Annotated in this window: 20 protein-coding genes and 1 riboswitch; of the genes, 11 read left to right on the top strand and 9 right to left on the bottom strand. The window is 65.9% G+C overall.

Annotated features, from left to right (window positions below):
• Nucleotides 1-97: 97 nt before the first annotated feature.
• Nucleotides 98-892 carry an N-formylglutamate amidohydrolase gene (locus tag GV161_RS02940; RefSeq protein WP_152011934.1) on the bottom strand — a complete coding sequence of 265 codons (795 nt, stop codon included), beginning with the start codon at nt 890-892 and terminating at the stop codon, nt 98-100.
• Between the two features lie 256 nt (nt 893-1148).
• Between GV161_RS02940 and GV161_RS02945 the strand changes: the two genes are divergently transcribed.
• From GV161_RS02945 to GV161_RS02965, 5 genes are all read left to right on the top strand, one after another.
• The gene (locus GV161_RS02945) at nt 1149-2447 is read left to right on the top strand and encodes a DUF4147 domain-containing protein (RefSeq protein ID WP_152012445.1); all 1299 of its coding nucleotides are present in this window, start codon (nt 1149-1151) and stop codon (nt 2445-2447) included.
• Nucleotides 2444-2881 (top strand): DUF1036 domain-containing protein, encoded by a 438-nt coding sequence (locus tag GV161_RS02950; protein ID WP_152011933.1) that lies wholly within the window; start codon nt 2444-2446, stop codon nt 2879-2881. The genes GV161_RS02945 and GV161_RS02950 overlap by 4 nt, the downstream gene beginning before the upstream one ends.
• 93 nt (nt 2882-2974) lie before the next feature.
• Nucleotides 2975-4414 carry a pyruvate kinase gene (pyk, locus tag GV161_RS02955; RefSeq protein WP_152011932.1) on the top strand — a complete coding sequence of 480 codons (1440 nt, stop codon included), beginning with the start codon at nt 2975-2977 and terminating at the stop codon, nt 4412-4414.
• A 205-nt stretch (nt 4415-4619) separates the two neighbouring features.
• A complete protein-coding gene (locus GV161_RS02960; RefSeq protein WP_152011931.1) occupies nt 4620-6119 on the top strand; it encodes a DASS family sodium-coupled anion symporter in 1500 nt (499 codons plus the stop codon).
• 43 nt (nt 6120-6162) lie between these two features.
• Entirely contained in the window at nt 6163-6768 is a 606-nt protein-coding gene (locus GV161_RS02965; RefSeq protein ID WP_152011930.1) for a histidine phosphatase family protein, read from the top strand.
• Nucleotides 6769-6770: 2 nt separating this feature from the next.
• Here GV161_RS02965 and GV161_RS02970 read toward each other — a convergent pair whose 3' ends face one another.
• Nucleotides 6771-7685: a LysR family transcriptional regulator gene (locus GV161_RS02970; RefSeq protein ID WP_152011929.1), complete on the bottom strand. Its 915-nt coding sequence runs from the start codon at nt 7683-7685 to the stop codon at nt 6771-6773.
• A 331-nt stretch (nt 7686-8016) separates the two neighbouring features.
• Here GV161_RS02970 and pncB point away from each other — a divergent pair, with 331 nt between their 5' ends.
• Nucleotides 8017-9321, top strand: coding sequence for a nicotinate phosphoribosyltransferase (gene pncB / locus GV161_RS02975; protein WP_152011928.1), 1305 nt, complete (start codon nt 8017-8019; stop codon nt 9319-9321).
• A 495-nt stretch (nt 9322-9816) separates the two neighbouring features.
• Here the strand turns inward: pncB and GV161_RS02980 are convergent, their stop codons facing one another.
• Nucleotides 9817-10347, bottom strand: coding sequence for a dihydrofolate reductase family protein (locus tag GV161_RS02980; RefSeq protein WP_152011927.1), 531 nt, complete (start codon nt 10345-10347; stop codon nt 9817-9819).
• Between the two features lie 120 nt (nt 10348-10467).
• Nucleotides 10468-10612, top strand: a riboswitch (FMN riboswitch).
• Between the two features lie 76 nt (nt 10613-10688).
• Here GV161_RS02980 and GV161_RS02985 point away from each other — a divergent pair.
• Entirely contained in the window at nt 10689-11123 is a 435-nt protein-coding gene (locus GV161_RS02985; protein ID WP_152011926.1) for a 6,7-dimethyl-8-ribityllumazine synthase, read from the top strand.
• Between the two features lie 72 nt (nt 11124-11195).
• Here GV161_RS02985 and GV161_RS02990 read toward each other — a convergent pair whose 3' ends face one another.
• The 4 genes from GV161_RS02990 to ykgO form a co-directional block, all read right to left on the bottom strand.
• Nucleotides 11196-11906 carry an RES family NAD+ phosphorylase gene (locus GV161_RS02990; protein ID WP_244623856.1) on the bottom strand — a complete coding sequence of 237 codons (711 nt, stop codon included), beginning with the start codon at nt 11904-11906 and terminating at the stop codon, nt 11196-11198.
• Nucleotides 11903-12316 (bottom strand): MbcA/ParS/Xre antitoxin family protein, encoded by a 414-nt coding sequence (locus GV161_RS02995; protein WP_152011924.1) that lies wholly within the window; start codon nt 12314-12316, stop codon nt 11903-11905. The genes GV161_RS02990 and GV161_RS02995 overlap by 4 nt, the downstream gene beginning before the upstream one ends.
• A gap of 179 nt (nt 12317-12495) precedes the next feature.
• Complete coding sequence (locus GV161_RS03000; RefSeq protein WP_152011923.1) at nt 12496-13137, bottom strand: tetratricopeptide repeat protein; 642 nt, start codon at nt 13135-13137, stop codon at nt 12496-12498.
• A 166-nt stretch (nt 13138-13303) separates the two neighbouring features.
• Nucleotides 13304-13429, bottom strand: a complete 126-nt coding sequence (gene ykgO / locus GV161_RS03005) for a type B 50S ribosomal protein L36 (protein WP_038363015.1) — start codon at nt 13427-13429, stop codon at nt 13304-13306.
• 277 nt (nt 13430-13706) lie between these two features.
• On the opposite strand from ykgO, the gene GV161_RS03010 reads away from it, so the two are divergent.
• Entirely contained in the window at nt 13707-14600 is an 894-nt protein-coding gene (locus tag GV161_RS03010; RefSeq protein ID WP_152011922.1) for a DUF533 domain-containing protein, read from the top strand.
• A gap of 70 nt (nt 14601-14670) precedes the next feature.
• The gene (locus GV161_RS03015) at nt 14671-15984 is read left to right on the top strand and encodes an MFS transporter (protein ID WP_152011921.1); all 1314 of its coding nucleotides are present in this window, start codon (nt 14671-14673) and stop codon (nt 15982-15984) included.
• Between the two features lie 6 nt (nt 15985-15990).
• On the opposite strand, the gene GV161_RS03020 is transcribed toward GV161_RS03015, so the two are convergent.
• Together GV161_RS03020 and GV161_RS03025 are read right to left on the bottom strand one after the other, a co-directional pair.
• Nucleotides 15991-16326 carry an NIPSNAP family protein gene (locus GV161_RS03020; protein ID WP_152011920.1) on the bottom strand — a complete coding sequence of 112 codons (336 nt, stop codon included), beginning with the start codon at nt 16324-16326 and terminating at the stop codon, nt 15991-15993.
• 2 nt (nt 16327-16328) lie between these two features.
• Nucleotides 16329-17435 (bottom strand): pyridoxal phosphate-dependent aminotransferase, encoded by a 1107-nt coding sequence (locus tag GV161_RS03025; RefSeq protein WP_244623905.1) that lies wholly within the window; start codon nt 17433-17435, stop codon nt 16329-16331.
• On the opposite strand from GV161_RS03025, the gene GV161_RS03030 reads away from it, so the two are divergent.
• Together GV161_RS03030 and GV161_RS03035 are read left to right on the top strand one after the other, a co-directional pair.
• Nucleotides 17325-19802 (top strand): C1 family peptidase, encoded by a 2478-nt coding sequence (locus GV161_RS03030; RefSeq protein ID WP_244623855.1) that lies wholly within the window; start codon nt 17325-17327, stop codon nt 19800-19802. The genes GV161_RS03025 and GV161_RS03030 overlap by 111 nt on opposite strands.
• Nucleotides 19803-20143: 341 nt before the next feature.
• Entirely contained in the window at nt 20144-21982 is a 1839-nt protein-coding gene (locus GV161_RS03035; RefSeq protein ID WP_152011918.1) for an IlvD/Edd family dehydratase, read from the top strand.
• Nucleotides 21983-22111 lie beyond the last annotated feature (129 nt).

Raw genomic sequence — 22111 nt, forward strand, 5'->3', positions numbered from 1 at the left:
CAAGAGCATTGCGCGAAAAAGTGGGCACCGGTTTTTCGCGCAAGCAATGCTCTAAACTTTGAAAATCGATCACGTTTTCCGCATTTTGACGGAACCGTCAAAATGCGACGCGATCTAGAGCCGCAGCCAGCGCTCCCGGCAGCAGCCGCGCCAGCCTGAGGCCCCAGGCGCGGGCCGCATGCGGCTCGCCGATCAGGTCCTGCCTGATCTCGATCAGCGCGTCGAGCAGACCGCGGCGCGTCGCATGGCGGTCGATCGTGTCGCCCGGCAGGCCGCCATTATAGGGTTCGTTGTCGCCGACGATCAGATCGCCCTCCGCTTGCAGCGCCGCGATCAGCGCCTGCGCGAGGCGCCCTTCCCTGTCCCAGAGCACGCCGGCATGCCAGGGCCGTGGCACGCCCTTCCAGAACGGCGTGAAGGAGTGCAGCGAGACGATCGCCGGCGGGTAGCCGGCAGCGATCGCCGTCTCGATCGCGGCGTCGATCGCGGTGTCATAGGGCGCGTAATAGCGCGCGATCCGTTCGGCGATCCCGGCTTCGTCGATCCGGGCATTGCCCGGCACGATCGCGCCGTCGGAGATCCGCATCACCAGAGTCGGATCGTCGCGGCCGCGATTGGGATCGATCAGCAGGCGCGAGAAATTGCTGAGCACGGCAGGAGCGCCCAGCGCCTGCGCCATCGCCCGCGTCATCTCGGCCGCTCCGATATCGTAGGCGATGTGGCGTTCGAGCTGCTGCGGCGGCAGGCCGAGCAGGTTCAGCTCAGGCGGGATCGCATTGGTCGCATGGTCGCAAAGCAGCAGGATGCCGCTCGCCGGATCCCCCGCGATGATCTCGACATCGCCGGGCTGCCGCACCGGAGCACCGCCCTGCAAGTCCTCGTCCGCACGCATCATGACCTCGGACCATCCGTCGCATCGCGAGCTGCGCCCGCGCAGGCGCGACATAGCGCGCTTTCGCCTCGCCCGGAACGGCAGAGCGGCAAGAATTCACGCTGCCGCAACATCCTGGAACATGTGCTGATCGCAAATGCGGTATCCACTTTTGCGGGACATGCTCTAGTAAGAGGCCGATAAGAGGCTAAGACGAAAGTCGATTGCCAGCAGCAGATTCGCACGGGGAAGGCGCTTGGAGCAGCGGCAGGACGCAATTGCAGAGCGGCATCGGGTCGCCCGCCGGATCTTCGACGCCGCCGTGGACAGAGCCCATCCGCGCAGCTGGCTCGCCGCGCATCTGCCGCCCCCGCCTCCGAAGGGGCGCCTGATCCTGCTGGCCGCCGGCAAGGCCGCCGGCAGCATGACTCTGCTGGCGGAAGCCCATTATCTCGACACGCTGAAGCTGCCGCCCGAACGCTTCCTCGGCCATGCAGTCGCCCGCCATGGCTACGAGGCACAGACCCGCCATATCCCGATGCTGGCCGCCGGCCACCCGGTGCCCGACGAGGGCAGCATCGCCAGCGCGACACGCGCGCTCGCACTCGCCGCCTCCGCCACCGCCGACGATCTCGTCCTGGTGCTGCTCTCCGGCGGCGGCTCGGCCAACTGGGTCGCGCCGGCCGGTGCGCTCGCACTCGCCGAGAAGCAGGCGGTCAACAAGGCGCTGCTGCGCTCCGGCGCGCCGATCGGCGAGATGAACATCGTCCGCAAGCGGCTCTCGCGCATCAAGGGCGGCCGGCTCGCGCTCGCCGCCGCTCCGGGCAAGCTGCTGACCCTCGCCGTCTCCGACGTGCCGCATGACGATCCCGCCGCGATCGCCTCGGGGCCGACCGTGCCCGACCCGAGCACGATGGCCGATGCCCGCGCCATCGTCGCCCGCTACGGGCTGGCGCTGCCACCCGCGGCGCAGGCCCTGCTCGCCGACGACGCCAGCGAAACGCCCAAGCCCGGCGATCCCGCCTTCGCCGGCAGCGAATACCGCATCGTCGCACGCCCGGCCGACGCCATTGCCGCGGCGGTCAAGGCCGCCGCCGAGGCCGGTTATGAGCCGATCGATCTCGGCCCTGATCTCGAAGGCGAGGCGCGCGACGTCGCCGCCGCCCAGGCGCAGCGGGCACGCGAGCTGAAGGCGGCCGGGCGCCGCGTTGCGCTGATCTCCGGCGGCGAGCTCACCGTCACCATCGCCGGCAATGGCCGCGGCGGCCCGAACCAGGAATTCGCGCTGGCCCTGGCGATCGCGCTCGCTGGCGAGCCCGGCATCGTCGCGCTCTCGGGCGACACCGACGGCACCGATGGCGGCGGCGGCGAGGCGACCGACCCGGCCGGCGCGGTGATCGACGAGACGACGCTGGCGCGCGCCCGCGGCCTCGGCCTCGATCCCGCCAAATCGCTGGCCCAGAACGACTCGACCGGCTTCTTCTCGGCTCTCGGCGACCTGTTGCAGACCGGCCCGACCCTGACCAATGTCAACGATTGCCGCGTGATTCTGATCGATCCAAGAAGCGATTCATGAGCCGAAGCGCACGTCTCCATTCGATGTTGCTGGCCGGAGGGCTGCTGATGGCCGGTGCCGGCCCGGCGCTGGCCGATCTGCGCATGTGCAACACGACCGGCAGCCGCGTCGGCATCGCCCTCGGTTATCGCGATGCGCAAGGCTGGATCACCGAAGGCTGGTGGAACCTGGCTCCGCGCGCCTGCGAGACCCTGCTGCGCGGCACGCTGGCGGCGCGCTTCTACTACGTCCACGCCGTCGACTACGACAAAGGCGGCGAATGGACCGGCAAATCCGTCATGTGCACGCGCAACAAGGAATTCACTATCCGCGGCATCGAGGACTGCCTGGCGCGCGGCTATGAGCGCTCCGGCTTCTTCGAGGTCGACACCGGCGAGCAGAAAGGCTGGACGATCCAGCTCACCGACACGGCCGGCGCCGCGCCGCGCCCGTGATTGCGGTGCAGCAAATCGCTTGCCCTAATCGGTTGAATCGGCGAGGCCTGCCGGAAGCGGGTCCAAATGGGTTTTTGAAGGGGGAATGACGTGATGAGGCGGGAACGGCGGATCAAGATCATCGCGACGCTGGGGCCGGCCTCGTCCACCTCGGAGATGTGCGCCGCCCTGTTCAAGGCCGGCGTCGACGTCTTCCGCATCAATATGAGCCACACCCAGCGCGAGGATCTGCCGGCAAGGATCGCGATGCTGCGCGGGCTGGAGAAGCAGTTCCGCCGCCCGGTCGGCATCCTCGCCGACCTGCAGGGGCCGAAGCTGCGCGTCGGCCAGTTCGGCGGCGATGGCGGCGTGATGCTGGAGAAGGATGCCCGCTTCATCCTCGACGCCGACCCGGCGCCCGGCACCGTCAAGCGCGTGCACCTGCCGCATCCGGAGATCCTCTCGGCGCTGGAGCCCGGCCATCACCTCATTCTTGACGACGGCAAGATCCGTCTCGTCGTCGAGAAGGCTTCGCCCAAGCAGGCCGTGACCAAGGTCGTCGTCGGCGGCCGCCTCTCCTCGCGCAAGGGCGTCAGCCTGCCCGACACCACGATCCCGGTCTCGGCCATGACCGACAAGGACCGTTCCGACGCCGAGGCCGCAGCAGAAGCCGGCGTCGACTGGATCGCCCTCTCCTTCGTGCAGCGGCCGGAGGACATGGCCGAGCTGCGCAAGATCGTGCAAGGCCGGGCGCTGGCGCTCGCCAAGATCGAGAAGCCGCAGGCCGTGCTGCGCCTGCAGGAGATCATCGAAGCGTCCGATGCGATCATGGTGGCGCGCGGCGATCTCGGGGTCGAGATGCCGCTCGAGAAGGTGCCGGGCACCCAGAAGCGCATCACCCGCATGGCCCGGCGCATGGGCAAGCCTGTCGTCGTCGCGACGCAGATGCTGGAAAGCATGATCACCGCGCCGGTTCCGACCCGCGCCGAGGTGTCCGACGTCGCCACCGCCGTGTTCGAGGGCGCCGACGCCGTCATGCTCTCGGCCGAGAGCGCCGCCGGCCAGTACCCGATCGAGGCGGTCGCGATGATGAACCGCATCGCCGAGGAGGTGGAGAGCGACTCGGTCTATCGCTCCATCCTTGAATCGCAGAAGGCGGAGCCGGAAGCGACCGGCGCCGACGCCATCGCCAAGGCCTCGCACGAGATCGCCGACGCGCTCAATCTCAAGGCGATCGCCGCCTGGACCTCCTCGGGCTCGACCGCCTTCCGCATCGCCCGCGAGCGCCCGAACTCGACGGTGATCGCGCTGACGCCGAACGCCGCCACGGCGCGCCGGCTCACCCTCGTCTGGGGCGTCCATTCGGTGGTGACCAAGGACGCAAGCGACATCGACGACATGGCCTTCCGCGCCTGCAAGTTCGCGGTGCGCGAGCGTTTTGCCGCCGAGGGCGACCGGCTCATCGTCGTCGCCGGCGTTCCGTTCGGCACGCCGGGCGCAACCAACATGGTCCGCATCGCCTTCGTCGCGAAGGAGCATGTCGAGCAGGCGTGAGCGGACGCTTCGCTCGCAGCTGAGCGATCTCACCAACACGGCAACGCCCGGATCGCCATCGGTCCGGGCGTTTTCCGTTGTCCCGGCGCCGCTACCCAGCTCGCAAGTCCATAGAAGATACTTATCAAGTAAATAAAGATATTAAATTTTCGTTTTGAATGAGCCGAAGCTATCGTCCTGCAAAACACGGTCCGGGGAGGGACGCATGAGCGGCGAGGCAGTGAAGAGCTTAGGCTCCGCGGATTTCTCCGGCGGCACTGAGGCCGGCGGCGGGAAGTCCGAATCTGTTCTGAAGAAGATCGGCATTCCGCTCGCGATTGCTGTCTTCGCCCTGCTGTTGCTGATGCCGACACCGGCGGGCCTCAGCTATCCCGGCCAGAAGGCGCTGGCGATCTTCTGCGCCGCCCTGACGCTCTGGGTCGCCGGATCGATCCCGATCTACCTCACCTCCATGCTGGCGATCATCGCGCTGACCCTGACCGGCACGGTCAAGGAGCGCGTCGCCTTCGAGACGCTGGGCTTCGACGTGATCTGGCTGATGGTTTCGGCCTTCGTGCTGACCGCAGCGATGGTCAAGTCCAACCTCGCCCGCCGCTTCGCCCTGTGGATGATCACCTCCTTCGGCGGCACGCCGAAACGGACCCTGCTGGTCCTGATCTTCATCAACTTCGCGCTCGCCTTTTTCGTACCCTCGACCACGGCACGCGCCAGCCTGATGGTACCGATCTGCGTCATCCTGCTGGAGATCTATCGCGCCGTTCCCGGCCAGAGCAATTTCGGCCGGCTGATGATGCTGCTCGGCGTCCAGGCCGACGCCGTCGCCACCTCCGGCGTGATGACCGGCACCGCTGCCAACATGATCGCGGTGAAATTCATCAAGGAGCAGGCCGGGACCGACATCGGCTACATGGACTGGCTCCTGGCCGCGATGCCCTCGGCAATCCTGACCATGCTGCTGACCTTCTTTGTCGGCCTCAAGCTGTTCGATTTCCGCGGCGAGACCGGCTTCTCGGAGGGCATGGCCAAGCTCAAGGAACAGCTCGCCGGCCTCGGCAAGCTCACCCTCCCCGAGAAGAAGGCGATGGTGATCTTCGTCCTGACGCTGCTGCTCTGGGCGACGGAGGACTATCAGGAGGCCTGGTTCAACGGCTTCGGCCTCTCGGTCTACATGACCGCCGTCATCGCCGCCACGCTCTGCCTCATGCCCGGGATCGGCCTGATCACCTGGAAGGAGGCAAACATCAAATGGGACCTGATGATCTTCGCGGCCGGCGCCTACGCCGCCGGCAACGCGCTCGAATCGACCAAGGGCGCGCAATGGATCATCGGCAAGCTCGTCTACGGGCTCGGTCTCGAGACGATGGCGCCGGCAACCGTCTATGTCGTCGTGATCTTCCTGAGCATGTTCAGCCACATGATCTTCACCTCGAAGACCGTGCGCACGACGATCATGATCCCGGCCTTCATCGCACTGGCCAAGACGCTCGGCATGAACCCGGTGACGCTCGCCCTCGCCGCATCGTTCACGCTGACCTACACGATCACCCTGCCGCCGCACTCGAAGGTCAACACCATCTACTTCGCGACCGGCTATTTCTCGGTGCTCGACCAGCTGAAATACGGCCTCATCACCTGCTTCATCGGCGCCGTCCTGATCTCGCTGTCGGTGTTCACCTGGTTCCGGCTGCTGGGCTACGGCCTCTGACACTCCGCCGGACCGCAGCCAATCCCACGACAGAGCCGATCCGATGAGACTGATCCTGCTTCGCCACGGCGAAACCCTCTGGAACACGCAGAAACGCCTGCAGGGCCATGACGACTCCCCCCTCTCCGAGCGCGGCGTCGCGCAGGCGCAGGCAATCGCGCCGAGCCTGCGCACGCTCGCCCCGGCCAGGATCGTCTCCTCCGACCTCGGCCGCGCCCGCCAGACGGCGCGGATCGTCGGCTACGAGGACGCCGTGCTGGAGCCGCGCCTGCGCGAGCTCGACATGGGCGCCTGGACCGGCCGCGCCAAGGACGAGCTGATCGCCAGCCAGCCCGACGACTATGCCGCCTGGCGCGCCGGTCGCCTGACCCCGGCCGGCGGCGAGAGCTGGCAGCAGTTCACGGCGCGCATCCGCGATGCGCTCGCAGACTGGATCGGGCGCGGCGGCGGCGATCTCCTCGCCATCGTCCATAGCGGCGTCGTCCGCGCCGCCTGCAACGTGCTGCTCGGGCTTGCGCCCAATCAGATCCTGCCGGTGACCCCCGGCACGCTGACCATCTTCGATTTCGCCGATGGCAATGCGGCAGCGCCCCGGCTCGAAGCCTATAATCTCGGCGCCTTCACGCCCGATCTGGACGTGGCCGACTGATATCAGCGCAGTGCCGCGAACCGCCCTGGCAAGGGCTCGCTGACCAGCAAATCGAGGAAGCGCGCCGTCGCCGGCGAGAGCAGCTTGCCGCGATGATGCGCGATCCTGATGCCCCGCTCGAAGGTGGCGCCCGCAATCGGCACCTCAACAAGCAGGCCGCCGGCGATGTCGTGCGCCACCGCCATCCGCGAGACGATCGAGACGCCGAGACCGTGCATCACGCCCTGCTTGATCGCCTCCAGGCTGGAGATGTGCATTTCCGGGCCGAGCCTGATCCCGCTGCGGCGCATCCGTTCCACCAGGAATTGCCGCGTCGCCGAGGGCTCGGGCTTGATCAGGAAGGTCTCCTTGGCGAGCTCCCCCGGCACCACCTCGCCGCGCCGCGCAAAGGGATGGCCCGGCGCCGTGATCAGCACCAGCTCGTCGCGGCAGAGCTCGCGGAACAGGAAGCGCTGCGGATCGAGCTCAATCTGGTCGGAGACGATCAGGAACTCGACGCTGTTCGCCTCGAGCCGGCGGATCAGCTCGGAGGAGGAGGCGATATCGAGCTCGAAGGCCAGCTTCGACGCAAGCTGCTTATGCCGGGCGATGATCGCCGGAACGAGGTAGACGCCAATGAAGTTGCTGGCGCCGAAATGGATGGTACCGCCTAGCGGATCGCCCATCTGGCGCAGGTGCTCGCGTGCCGCGCCGAGCGCGTTGACGACCTGCAGCGCATAATCGCGGAAGGCCACGCCCTGCTGCGTCAGATGCATCCGCTTGGCGATCCGATCGAACAGCATCGTGTCGAGCTCCTGCTCGAGCATGCGGATGCGCATGGTCACGGCCGGCTGCGTGCAATGCATCCTCCTGGCGGTCTCGGTGACGCTGAGACACTCCGCCAGCACCAGGAAGGCCTCGATCTGGTTGATGTTCACCGGCTCGTCCCGACGGCTGCACGATGTCGCCATCGTCATTTATCAACCAGAGAATATCAATCAGGGATGATTATGATCTGAGCAGGCCCGCCGCAGCCGGGAAATCCTTGCCTCGGCAGCCGCCATTCCCCTCGGCCCTCCCCTGCTCTACTGCTGGAGGCGTCAGTGTCCGTTTGAGGCGTCGTCAGGGCGTGACGAGACTGGTGTTTTTCGAGCATCGGAGCGGAGCGTACTCAAGTACGTGAGCACCGAAGCGCAGAAAAATGCCAGGCGCAGGCCGCCCTCACGGCGTCTCGAGCGGACACGTAGTCTCAGCGAGCCAGCGACGCCCATGGCCCTCACCGACATCGCCACCCGGACCTACAATCACAGCTGGCGGCTCGACCCGATCATCCGCAGCCTGCTCGACACCGATTTCTACAAGCTGCTGATGCTGCAGATGATCAGGAGCTTCCACCCGGAGGTGCAGGTCACCTTCGGCCTGATCAATCGCTCCAAGCAGATTCGCCTCGCCGACGTGATCGAGGAAGCCGAGCTGCGCGCCCAGCTCGACCATGCCCGTGGGCTACGCTTCACCAAGAAGGAGCTGATCTGGCTCGCCGGCAACAGCTTCTACGGCAAGACCCAGATGTTCACGCCGGACTTCATCGCCTGGCTCGCCGAGTTCCGCCTGCCCGAATACGAACTCCGCAAAGTCGACGGCCAGTACGAGCTGACCTTCGCCGGCCCCTGGACCCACTCGATGATGTGGGAGATCCCGGCACTCGCCATCGTCAACGAGCTGCGCTCGCGCCAGGCACTCAAGGGCTGGGACCGCTTCGCGCTCGACGTGCTCTATGCCCGCGCCAAGTCGAAGCTCTGGGACAAGGTCGAGCGGCTGAAGAAGCTGCCCGATCTGCGCATCTCCGATTTTGGCACGCGCCGCCGCCATGGTCATCTCTGGCAGCGCTGGTGCGTCGAGGCGCTGAAGGAGGGCCTGGGGCCGACCTTCACCGGCACCTCCAACGTCCTGCTCGCCATGGAGCACGATCTTGAGGCGATCGGCACCAACGCCCATGAACTGCCGATGGTGCTGGCGGCGCTGGCCGACAGCGACGAGGAACTGAAGCGCGCGCCCTATCGCGTGCTCGACGAATGGCGCCAGGTCTATGGTGGCAACCTCCTGATCGTGCTGCCGGACGCCTTCGGCACCACGGCCTTCCTCGACGATGCCCCGTCCTGGCTCGCCGACTGGACCGGTTTTCGCCCTGACAGCGCCCCGCCGATCGAGGCCGGCGAGCAGATCATCGCCTGGTGGACATCCCAGGGCCGCGATCCCAAGAGCAAGCTGCTGATTTTCTCCGACGGCATGGACATCGACTCGATCGAGGAGGCCTATCGCCATTTCCACGGAAGGGTCCGCACCGGCTTCGGCTGGGGCACCAACCTGACCAACGACTTCGTCGGCTGCTCGCCGGTCGGCACGCCCGATCTCGACCCGATCTCACTGGTCTGCAAGGTCGTCAGCGCCAATGGCCGCCCGGCGGTGAAGCTCTCCGACAACCCGAACAAGGCGACCGGCGACCCGGCCGAGATCGCAAGGTATCTGCGGGTGTTCGGCGGGGCGGACCGAAAGGCGAAAGCGGTGAGGGTTTAGCGGCGGGGTTTTGCGCGCCGCTGCTTACGCCCCATGGCGGGCATTGGCGTGGTGCAGATTTCAAGCAATTCACCCCGGCAGGCGTACCTGTGAGACTTGGCATCAACCTACGCGGTGACCTCGCTAAGCTGAGCGACGAAGGGCTGGCTACGCACCTTGAAAAGAGCCTCGCCTATCGCGAATGGCTTTCATCGCGCGCCGCTGATGCCCCAAACCGATGGCTGTACAAGATTGGCGTCGGCATGCCCTTCGGCAGAGGCCCTTTGCATGCACGCATTTTTTATCGCGCCATGGGGCTCATATATGGTGGCCCTTTGAACGGGCACTCTCTGGGTGACCTGTACGTGCTGGATTGCGAGATCAAGGACATCATGGACGAACTGAGACGTCGGGCGCGTATCGCTCGGCGGCATCGTCTCAGTCCCTGATTAAAGGCAGTTTTCGACCCAAAGCGGTCCTCTCGCTCAGCAGGAACAGGCAAGCGAGCTTGTGTGACTAAGCAGGAACATAGGTCAGCCTGATCACGCTCTCGCCGATGCGACCGCTGGCGACGAGGCGCAGCGGCGGCCGGGGGCCTGCGAAGAACGGCGTGCCATGCCCCAGCACATGCGGGTGGAAGTAGAGCCGATACTCGTCGATGAGACCAAGCTCGGTCACGCTTTGCGCAAGCTTCGGCCCGGACACCGTAATCTCACCCGCCAGCTCATCCTTCAGCCTGCGGATCGCAGTCTCCATGTCACCGGCGACGAGTGTCGCATTGGGGCCGACCGATGTGAGCGAGCGCGACACAACCCATTTCGGCAGGCGCCGCCAGGCCGCTGCGAAGTCGCGATGATCCGCGGTCCACTCAGGATGGTCCTCGTCCCAATAGCGCATGATCTCGTACATGCGGCGACCGTAGACGCTGCCCGCCAAGCCTCGCACATGCTCGATCCAGTGGCGGAAGAGCACGGCATCAGGCGCAAAGGCCTCGTGGTCGACATAGCCGTCCAAAGACAGGTTCATTCCGAAGATGAGCTTGGCCACGCTGCAAAGCCTCCACGCCACGTCGCCCAGGATAGCGTGAGCCGCAGCGATGCAGAAATGCGCCCGCTTCCAGCGCATGGCGGCTGTTCCTTGCCGCGGCGTGCGAGTCGGCTATCGTGAACGCGTTCTCAGGGCGGGGCGAAATTCCCCACCGGCGGTATGCGGCCTCGGCCGTGAGCCCGCGAGCGCCTTTCGCAAGGAAGGGTCAGCAGATCAGGTGCGATGCCTGAGCCGACGGTCACAGTCCGGATGAAAGAGAACGTGCCGTCGTCCGCGCCCACAGGCGCGGCGCGCGGCCGTGATCGCCTTGGGTGACGTGTCTGTCGCGAAAGGAGATCACTGTGACACTCGCCCGTTTTGCCTTCATCAAGGCCGCCTGGCACGCCGATATCGTCGACCAGGCCCTCAAAGGATTTCTCGAGATCATCCCTCCCGATCAGGTCGATGTGTTCGACGTGCCGGGAGCATTCGAGATGCCGCTGCTCGCACGCGACCTCACCGCGACTGGCCGCTACGCTGCCGTGGCCGCTGCGGCCCTGGTCGTGGACGGCGGCATCTACCGCCACGAGTTCGTCGCACAAGCCGTCGTCGACGGATTGATGCGGGCCGGGCTCGACACCGGCGTGCCGGTGCTCTCGGTCTCGCTGACCCCGCATCATTACCGGGAGGGGGCGCATCACGCCGAAATCTTCAGGGCGCATTTCGTCACCAAGGGTCGCGAAGCGGCCGAGGCGGCCCTGATGATCGTGCGAACGCGCGCCCGCCTGGCTGCGTAAGCGCGCCAACGCATGAGCTGCCTTCCGAGCGATCGGGAGGCAGCCTTGCACCGATCTCGTCGATGATCGTGGCTACCCGATCCGGAACACCTTGCCGGTCCCGGCCTCGCGGTAGAGGTCGACCCACTCGCCGTTCCAGTGATAGTCGAGATGCCGGCCCTGGACGGGATTGCCGGCGAGATCGGGCCAGAACAGCCCGGCGCACTCCCCGCCTGGCCGACGCACGCTCGGATAGGTCACGCCATCCGAGCCGGCGGCGCGCAGCCTCAAACCCAGCGTCTGGCTTTCCAAGTAATCGTCTAGCCGCAGCAGCACGCTCTCCCCAGCCCGCTCGCCGCGCAGATCGTGCAGGTTGGCCTCGATCGACAGCACCAGTTCCCGGAACTGCGAGGTCCAGCCGGGCGGCTCCTTCGTCCGCGCCATGAAGCGACCATGGTGGTGGATCGTCTCGAACAGCGCCGTCTCGAAGCTGTCGGCGATATAGAGCACGCCGAAGCTGCCATCGCTGAACCGGCTCGGCCGATCGCGGCTGACATGGGTGAACGGTGCCATCAGCCAGCTCGCGCCCAGTCCGGAGACGCGGCGGGTGGGTGGCACCAGGTCGAGATTGCCGATCGTCTCCATCAGCCGCGGATTGGTCTTCATCTCCGCCAGGATCAGCAGCGGCCAGTCGGCGGGGTCCGCGATATCTTCGAACAGGTCGATCGGCGGGAAGGCGCTGCGGATGATACGGACCGCGCCAGGCCAAGCGACCGGCGCGACCGGAAAGTCGTCCGTGCTCACCAGAGCCCGCGCTCCGCGTCGAGATAGCGCCGCACCCGCATCAGATCGGTGAGCTCGCCGCCGAGCATGACCTCCAGCGCCGACCTGCCGGCGAAAGCCTCGTTACCCGCCTTGATCCAGGCATAGCCGCGCTGCGGCTCGCGGAAGATCAGGCGCAGCGCCTTGTGGATGCCCATCAGGTTGGAGAGCCGCGCTTTGGCATCGCGGTCGATGCGACCGATCTCGCCTGCCTTCCAGCGCCGATAGCTGCGCACCGGCTGGTCGAGCAGCACGGCGGCCTCCTCGTCGGTCAAGCCCCAGAGGCGGAAGAGGTTCACCGACGCGCGGAACATCGCCGCAGCCTCGGCCTCGGTGATCGCAGCAGGCGAGAAGGCATCGGGCGAGGTCGAAACCGGCGAGAGCAGGCTCATCGGGCAATCTCCATTTGGCAGAATATAGATAAAACGCTGCCAAATGGCAAGAGCGTGACCACGCGTCATTCGACGCAGCGAAGCGGAGATCCGAGAATCTCAGGGCAAGAAGGTGCCGATCAGAGTTTCATCCGGCATGAGATGCTCGGGTCAGGCCCGAGCACGATGCGCGAGGCGACTCAGGCGTCGCGACCTTCGACCTCGAGCTTGAGCGATTCGACGGCGTCCTTCACCGCGTCGAGCTGCGGATAGATGACGAGCGCCCGCCGATAGGCGACCATGGCGCGCTTGTCGTCGCCTTGCTGGCGCAGGATCGTGCCGAGCCCCATCATCGCGCCGTAATGGCGCGGCTCTCGCTTCAGCGTCTCGGCGATGTCGAGCAGCGAGCGAATCGGATCGCCCGAGAGGAACAGCGCATTGGCCCGCTGATTCCAGCCCTCGGCCCAGTCGGGCTCCAGGGTGACGACCCGGTCGAGCAATTCGATCGCCAGCGGCAATTCGCGCGCCTTCAGCGCATCCTGCGCCCGCGTCATCAGGAGATCAGCCGTATCCGACCCCGACCGCGCCCAGCGCCGTTGGATCAGATTGGCGATTCCCTTCGCCTCTTCCGGCGTCTTGGCGCCGGCAAGCCGCTCGAACAACCGGTCGAGCGTGACGGGGCTGCGCGGCGGCGGGGCTTCCGGCAGGTTGGGCTTGTCGTCGCGATCGGCGTTCGGCACGGCGCCGTCACGCAGCGGTTTGTCCTGCGCAAGCGTTCCGGGGGCAGCCGCAAGCAGCAGCCCCGGAATCAGCGCAAGGCGGGCAAGACGAGAGAGTCTCATGCTCTCAAGGTGGGCCTGACGAAGCCCGGCGTCAATTCACGGCCCAGCGAGATCGCTGGAGAAGCGAGGTCGCGCGCAAGCCAAAAAAGCGGGCCGCACACTGTGCAGCCCGCTCTTTCAATCTCACAAGGAAGCTTCCAGCGCGGCCTGACGGCCGCGCGAAACCTCAGCCCTGACGCGCCTTGAAGCGCTTCTGGACCTTGTTGATGATGTAAACGCGGCCCTTGCGGCGCACGAGCTGATTGTCGCGATGGCGGGCGCGGAGCGACTTCAGCGAATTGCGGATCTTCATAACCGGTACTCCCATCGGCCCGCCTTATGGCAGAACCGGTCAAAAAACTGAAGGCGACGCGAACCGGAGGCCGGCTCTCATCGAGCAAACGACGTGCGTGCCTGATGCGATGGCCGGCTGTATAAGGATTTTGCGGCGATTGGCAAGGCCCCGGCGCGTTTTTCCGGCGTACGATCGCATGCGTCATGCTCTCGTCGCAATCGCATGGCGGCCCTAGCGTCCCGGCCACTGCATACCTAGATTGCGGCGGCGGCAGACCTATCAGGGAGCTCTCTCGATGTTCAACGCCAAGTCCCTCCTCGATGCCCTCGTCAATGCGGGCAGCCAGGCTGGCGCCCAGGGCGGCCAGGCTGGCGGGCTGGGCGGCGTGCTCGGCAATCTCGCCCAGCAGGTCCAGCAAGCCGGCGGCGCCGGCGGTCTCGCCGGCATGGCCGGCCAGATCTTCGGCCAGGCCAGCCAGGGCGTGCAGGACGCTGCGCGCAACACCGGCCTGCAGCAGGGCGCGACCGACATCGTCGGCCAGCTCTCCGGCGGCAAGACGCCCGAGCAGTTGATCGAGCAGGCCAAGGGCATGCTCGGCGGCAACCAGCTCGCCGCCGGCGCCGTACTCGGCGGCCTCGGCGCGCTGATCTTCGGCACCTCGGCGGGCCGCTCGATCGCCGGCTCAGCCGCCAAGATGGGCGGCCTCGCTCTGGTCGGCGGTCTCGCCTACAAGGCCTATCAGAATTACCAGGCCGGCAAGCCGCTGCTCGGCGCCGACCAGCAGGCCGCATTGCCAGCCCCCGCCGGCTCCGGCTTCGAACCGGAAGCGGCGAAGAACGAGCATGCGCTGCTCTTCATCCGTGCCATGATCGCGGCGGCTGCAGCCGACGGCAAGATCGACGCGACCGAACGCAACGCCATCCTCGGCGGCCTGCGCGAAGCCGGCCTCGATGCCGAAGCCAATCAATGGCTGACCAATGAACTGGCGAACCCCGCCAGTGTCGATGCGCTGGTCGAAGGCGCCGAGACGCCCGAGCTCGCGGCGCAGATCTATACGGCTGCCCGGATCGCCATCAATCCGGATACCCCGGCCGAGAAGGACTTCCTCGCCGGCCTCGCCGGCTCGCTCGGCCTCGATGCCGAGCTGGTCGCGAACATCGATTCAGCGGCGAGCGCCGCGAAGGCCTGACCTGTAACGCAGGTCTGCAGTGCGCCGGGCAAGGATTGACCGCCCGGCGCACCGAGCCGTCCAATGCGGCATGCAATCACCAAACCCACATTGGTCGGCACGCCTGCCGTTCTATTATGGCTGGCTCGTCATCGGCATCGCCTTCGTCACCATGGCGGTGGCCGTCAATGCGCGCACCGCGTTCTCGCTGCTGCTGCCGCCGCTGATCGACGAATTCGGCTGGGATCGCGGCCTCGCCTCGGGCGCCTTCTCCTTCGGCTTCCTGCTCTCGGCCGTCACCAGCACCTTCGTCGGCCGCATGATGGACAAGCACGGCCCGCGCGTGGTCATCGAGACCGGCGTGGCGATGCTGGCAGCGGGCATGCTGATCGCGCCTGCGATCGGCGCGGCCTGGCACCTCTATTTGACGCTTGGCGTCCTCGTCGGCTGCGGCGCCAACCTGATGAGTTTTTCGGCTCAGTCGCTGTTCCTGCCGAACTGGTTCGTGCGCCGCCGGGCCTTCGCGATCAGCATCGCCTTTTCCGGCGTCGGCGTCGGAGCGCTGCTGCTCCTGCCGTGGCTGCAATCGATCATCAGCCGGGACGGCTGGCGCGCCGCCTGCTGGATCATGGGCCTGCTCGTCCTGTTCCTTCTTGGCCCGCTCAACCTGCTGGTCCGGCGCAAACCGCAGGATCTCGGCCTGCAGCCGGATGGCGAGACTGGTCCGGCCGGCGCCGTCGCCGCGCAACGCAGGGCGGCGGTGGTCGATCCGGCCTGGGTCGCAGTCGAATGGACGCTGGCGCGAGCGCTGCGCACGGCCCGCCTCTGGTGGATCATGATCGGCTATTTCTGCGCGCTGGTCGCCTGGTATGCCGTCCAGGTCCACCAGACCAAGTACCTGATCGAGGTCGGCTTCACACCGCTCATGGCGGCCTGGGCGCTGGGGCTGGTCAGCGCCGTCGCTATTCCCGGCCAGATCAGTCTCGGCGCCCTGTCGGACCGGATCGGCCGCGAATGGATCTGGATGATCGGCTGCCTCGGCTTCGCCATCTGCTACGCCGCGCTGATCGCGCTGGAGCACACGCCTTCGCCCGCTCTGCTCTACCTGATGGTGATCACGCAGGGCTTCCTAGGCTATGCGATCACCTCGGTGCTGGGTCCGATCGTCTTCGAGATTTTCGAGGGGCCGCATTTCGGCGCGATCTTCGGGACAGTCACCGTGGCGCTGCTCGGCGGCGGCGCCGCCGGACCCTGGCTCGCCGGCACGATCCACGACGCCACCGGCAGCTACCGCCTCGCCTTCCTGCTGGTCATCGCCTGCTGCTTCATCTCGGCGGCGGCGATCTGGCTGGCAGCGCCGCGCAAGGTCCGGCTGGTGCCAGGACGCGTCAAGTCTTCCGGGTGAACCGCTTCAGGGCGCGCGCTTGACGCCCTGATCGTCCTCGAACACCGGCCGGAAGAAGCTACGCTCATAGCTGACGATGAAGCGCTGCTTGTCGTTCTCGGCAACCACGGCGAGGCATTCGGCGTCCTTGAACGAGGCCTCGCGATAGGCCTCGTACTCCGCGAATGACGGGAAGCTGAACATCGCCAGCGCGACGTTCGAGGTCCCTTCCGACGGCATGAAATAGCCGTGATGCTTGCCGCCGAACCGCTCGACCAAGCGGATCCAGGCCTTGCCATAGGCCTCGAAGGCCGGGAGCTGGTAGGGGTCGACGACGTAACGCAGATGGCAGGTGATCGTCATGGTCAGGCCGCCTTGGCGTTCTTGAGGAACTCGCCCATCCGTCCGAGCGCACGTTCGATGTTCTCAAGCGAATTGGCGTAGGAGAGCCGGATATAGCCCTCGCCATGCACGCCGAAATCCGGCCCGCCGATCGTGGCGACACCGGCCTCATCGAGCAGGGCCGAAGCCAGCTTCTTCGCCTTCCAGCCGGTTTGCGACACGTTCGGGAAGGCATAGAAGGCGCCCTTCGGCACGATGCAGGAGACGCCGGGCAAGCCATTCAGCCCGGCGACCACCGCCTTCCGGCGCCGGTCGAACTCCGCCAGCATCATCGCGACCGCATCCTGCGGGCCGGTCAGTGCTGCGAGCCCCGCCCACTGCGCCGGCGCGTTGACGCAGGAATGCGAGTTCACCGCGAGCTTGCGGGCGTTGTCGTAGAGCGGCTTCGGCCAGACCGAGAAACCCATGCGCCAGCCGGTCATGGCATAGGTCTTCGACCAGCCATTGAGCAGGATCAGCCGGTCGCGGATCTCGGGATAGCTCAGCAGGCAGACGTGCTTTTCGCCGTCATAGAGCATCTGGTCGTAGATCTCGTCCGACATGACCGCGACGTCGGGGAAGCGGGCGAGGCCGGCCACGAGCTTGTCGACCTCGGCCTTGGGCGTGACGCCGCCGGTCGGGTTCGCGGGCGAGTTCACGATCAGCAATCTGGTCTTCGGCGTGATCAGTGCCAGCGTCTCCTCGGCCGAGAAGGCAAAGCCGTTCTCCTCGCGGATCGGCACCGGGATTGGCGTCGCGCCGGTGTACTCGATCATCGAGCGATAGATCGGGAAGCCGGGATCGGGATAGAGGATCTCGGCGCCGGGCTCGCCGAACATCAGGATCGCCATGAACATGGTGACCTTGCCGCCCGGCACGATCATCACCTCCTCCGGCGAGACATCGACCGAAAAGCGCTTGTACAGGTCGGCGGCGACCGCCTCGCGCAGCGGCAGGATGCCGTTGGCCGGAGTGTAGCCATGATGGCCGTCGCGCAGCGCCTTCACCGCAGCCTCGACGATATGCTCCGGCGTCGGGAAGTCCGGCTGGCCGATGCCGAGATTGATGATGTCCTTGCCCTGGCGCTGCAATTCGGTGGCGCGGGCGAGCACGGCGAAGGCGTTCTCCTCACCGATCCGGCCGAAGGATGGGACGACGTGCAGCGTCATGGCAGTTTCCTCTTCGCTTGCGGCGCCACCGGCCGCGTCTTTCACACTCTCTTCCGTGCAAAGCGCCGACCTGACAAGAGGACCGCTCCCATCGTCATCGCGGCACGCCAAACCCTGCGGCGCATCTCGACATGGGAGACCCGCGATGCAATCCTGACGTTCATAAGAACGGCCGGATACGCGGCTTCGCCATTGCTTGCCTCGACCGCGATCGTTTGGGGGAGAGACATGGCAAAAGCGACGACACCGGGGAAACCGCCAGTCGGCCGCACCAGCAAGGCTCAAAAGCCGATCGAGCCGGTGCCCCCTTCGGAAGCAGCGGCCAAGATCGGAGTGGAGCCTGCCCCGGCCCCGATCGAGATGCCCTCCGACACGGTTGCCGACACCGATGTCCCCGAGATCCGGATCGCCAATCGTTCGTTCAGCGCGGTTCCCAAAGAACTCTCGGGACGCAGGCTGGATGTCCTGCCGGACCTGCCTGATATCCGCGACCGCATCTACCAGCCCCATTTGCGGGCTTTGAGGCCGAGCAGGTACCCGTCGATCCCCTTCAAGATCCGCGATCAGGGCAGCAGCAACAGCTGCACGGGTTATGCGCTCGCCCATGCGGTGGACATGCTGCTGCACCGCGCCGGTCTCGACGCGCCGGCGATCAGCGTGAGCGCCCGCATGCTCTACGAAATGGCCAAGCTCAACGACGAGTGGACCGGCACCCGTTATGAAGGGTCGAGCATTCGCGGCGCGATCAGCGGCTTCTACCGCAACGGCGTCTGCACCCAGGGACTGGTCGACGATGACGCGACCGATCCGTGGGTCCTGACCTATGAGATCGGCAAGGAGGCACGCCAGAACCGGATCGGCGCCTACTACAGATTGATGCCGGATCTCGCCGACTATCACGCCGCCATCGACGAGATCGGCGTCATCGTCGCCTCCGCGCAGATTCACTCCGGCTGGGCCAGGCCGGAGAAAAATCAGATCGTGCCGAGCGGCGTGTCCGCCGGAGGCCACGCCTTCGTCATCGTCGGCTATGATGCGACCGGCTTCTGGGTGCTGAACTCCTGGGGCAGTTCCTGGGGTGATGACGGTATCGCCCACTGGTCATACGAAGACTGGGCTGCGACCGTCATGGATGCCTGGGTGTTGCAGCTCGGCGTCCACGCTCCGACCGCCTTCAGCGCCTTGCCGCGACGCACGCTCGCCAATGCCGGCATGCTCCGGGAAACCGCGCCTTCCCCTGTGCGGACGGATATCGTCGGCCATTTCATCAATATCGACGACGGCGCCTACGTCACCGGCGGCCGCTACTATTCGCCGACGCCGGCTGAAATGACCGAAACCGTCAAACGCTTGATCGATGCGGAATCGAACGATGGGCAGGGTTACCAGCACCTCGTCATCTACGCGCATGGCGGCTTGAACAGTACCAACGACGAGGCCAATCGAATCGCCACGTGGAAGCGCAATGCGGTCTTCAGCGGCAATGGCATCTATAACTTCCATCTGATGTGGAACACCGAGGCGATCGGTGAGGTCTTCGGCAGGATGTCCGAGGCGCAGGAGGGGCGCGCCGCCGGCTTTCTCGGCGACCTCGCGCTCGAGACGCTGTTGCGCCCTCTCGGCCTGCGGGCCTGGCGCAACATGAAACAGGATGCCGCCATGTCCTTCGCCAGGGGCACGACCTATGACGGTGGCTTCTACGGGTTGAAGCCGTTGCTTCAGGGCCTCGACAAGGCCGCCGAACGGCCGTTGCTGCACCTGGTCGGGCATAGTGCCGGCGCGATCATGCTGGGAGAATTGCTTGCGGCGATGCCCCGCTTCGGCCTGTCGCAGCTCGAATTCGGCTCGATCCACTTGATGGCGCCGGCCTGCACCGCCGAGTTCTTCCAGGAGACTTACGCGCGCTATCTCGCCAAGCCCGGCGGACCGGCGCTGAAGGACAAGATCTACCTCTACAATCTCGATGACGAACGCGAGCGAAACGACGTCGTCGGCTGGGGTGGGCCGTTCGGCTACAGCCGCTCGCTCCTCTATCTCGTCTCCCGCGCTTATGAAGAGAAAGCCAATATGCCATTGGCAGGCATGCAGCGCTTTCGTGACGAGTTACGCCCCTCGGACAAGATCCAGATCGATTATTCGTCGAGCGCGAACGACAAGCTCAACCTGACCCGCTCGACCAGCCATGGCGGCTTCGACAACGATGTTGCGACGCTGACGACCATCATGACGCGAATTCTTGGCAAGGCTCCCAAAAAACCTCCGACCAGCGACGAATTGACGGGCTATTGAAAGCCGGCCGTCGGTCTCCGGACACCGCCTGATCCACATCAATGCGGCGTGGCGCATGAATGCGGGTCGGCGATTTTCCTGCTCTCACGGCGCGCGGCTGCGCTGCCTGGGAGGCAGGGGCGCATTTGGAACACTTGCAAACTGCGCCGCAGCGACTTTTGCTGGCAGCGGCGCCCACCAAGCGATTGGCACGACGCCATAAGCTGCTGTATGCAGAATACAGCAGCCGGCAAGCGCCCTTGCCGATCCGCTTGCGACCAGCATGACCTGCCGGTCAAATCGATTTAAAGACGATGCTGAAGCGGCGCGAACGCCGCCTGGCTGCGAGAGGGAATGACGGGATGGCCAAGACGCCTAATGGCAAGACGCCTAGTGGGAAGAAGCCGGCGCGGAAGATCAAGCCGGAGCAGTTGCGCTCGAAAGCCTGGTTCGACAATCCCGCCAATGCCGACATGACCGCGCTCTATATCGAGCGCACCATGAATTTCGGCCTGTCGCGCGAGGAGTTGCAGTCCGGCCGCCCGATCATCGGCATCGCCCAGACCGGCTCCGACATCGCCCCCTGCAACCGCCATCACCTCGAACTCGCCAGCAGAGTCCGCGACGGCATCCGCGAGATGGGCGGCGTGCCTTTCGAGTTCCCGATCCATCCGATCCAGGAAACCTGCAAGCGGCCGACCGCCTCGCTCGACCGCAACCTGCAGTACCTCAGCCTGGTCGAGATCCTCTACGGCTACCCGATCGACGGCGTCGTGCTGACCACCGGCTGCGACAAGACCACCCCGGCCCAGATCATGGCCGCCGCAACGGTCGACATCCCGGCGATCGCCCTGCCCGGCGGGCCGATGCTGAACGGCTCCTTCCGCGGCGAGCGCACCGGTTCAGGCACGATCGTCTGGAAGGCACGCCAGATGATGGCGGCCGGCGAGATCGATTATCGTGGCTTCGTCGATCTTGTCGCTTCGTCCGCGCCATCCGCGGGTCATTGCAACACCATGGGCACGGCCTCGACCATGAACGCGCTCGCCGAGGCGATGGGCATGACCCTGCCCGGCGCCGCCGCGATCCCCGCGCCTTATCGCGACCGCTACGAGATGGCCTATCTCACCGGCCGCCGCATCGTCGAGATGGTCTGGGAGAACCTGATCCCCTCGAAGATCCTGACCCGCGAGGCCTTCGAGAACACCATCGTCATCAACTCGGCGATCGGCGGCTCGACCAATGCCCCGATCCACGTCAACGCCATCGCCAAGCATATCGGCGTCAAGCTCGACAACGAGGACTGGACCAAGATCGGCTACGACACGCCGCTCTTGGTCAACATGCAGCCGGCCGGCGAATATCTCGGTGAGGATTATTACCGCGCCGGCGGCCTGCCCGCCGTGATTGCCGAGCTGATCGCCAAGGGCCGGCTCAAGCCCGCGATCACCGCCAACGGCAAGACCCATATCGAGAACTGCGAAGGCGCCTTCACGGGCGACCGCGAGGTCATCAAGGCCTATGATGAACCGATGAAAAAGGAGGCCGGGTTCCTCAACCTCTCCGGCAACCTGTTCGATTCGGCGATCATGAAGACCTCGGTGATCACGCCGGAGTTCCGCAAGCGCTATCTCGAGAACCCGAAAGACCCGATGGCCTTTGAGGGCAAGGCCGTCGTCTTCGACGGGCCGGAGGATTACCACCACCGCATCGACGATCCCGCGCTCGGAATCGACGAGCATACCGTTCTGTTCATCCGCGGCGTCGGCCCGGTCGGGTATCCCGGCGCGGCCGAGGTGGTGAACATGCGGCCGCCGGATTACCTGATCAAGAAGGGCGTCACCGCCCTCGCCTGCGTCGGCGATGGCCGCCAGTCCGGCACGTCGGGCTCGCCCTCGATCCTCAACGCCTCGCCGGAAGCGGCGACCGGCGGCGGCCTTGCGCTCCTCAAGACCGGCGACAAGGTCCGCATCGACCTGAAGAAGCGCACCGCCAACATCCTGATCTCGGACGAGGAGCTGGAGAAGCGCCGCGCCGAGCTCAAGGCGGCCGGCGGCTACAAGTACCCGAAGAGCCAGACGCCCTGGCAGGAGATCCAGCGCAAGATCGTCGACGAGCTCTCCGAGGGCATGGTGCTGAAGCCGGCGGTCAAGTACCAGAAGATCCACAAGAAGTTCGGCATTCCGCGCGACAACCACTGATATCGCGCATGGCCGGCGGCGGGGCTCCTGCCGCCGGTCATTCCCGCCGCGCATCGCGCCTCGCCGGCAGATGCGTGGGAGCGGGGCTGACAAATCGGCTCAGGGACGACAGTATGACGCCCCTGAGCT

It is taken from the genome of Bosea sp. 29B, from assembly GCF_902506165.1.
GTDB lineage: Bacteria > Pseudomonadota > Alphaproteobacteria > Rhizobiales > Beijerinckiaceae > Allobosea.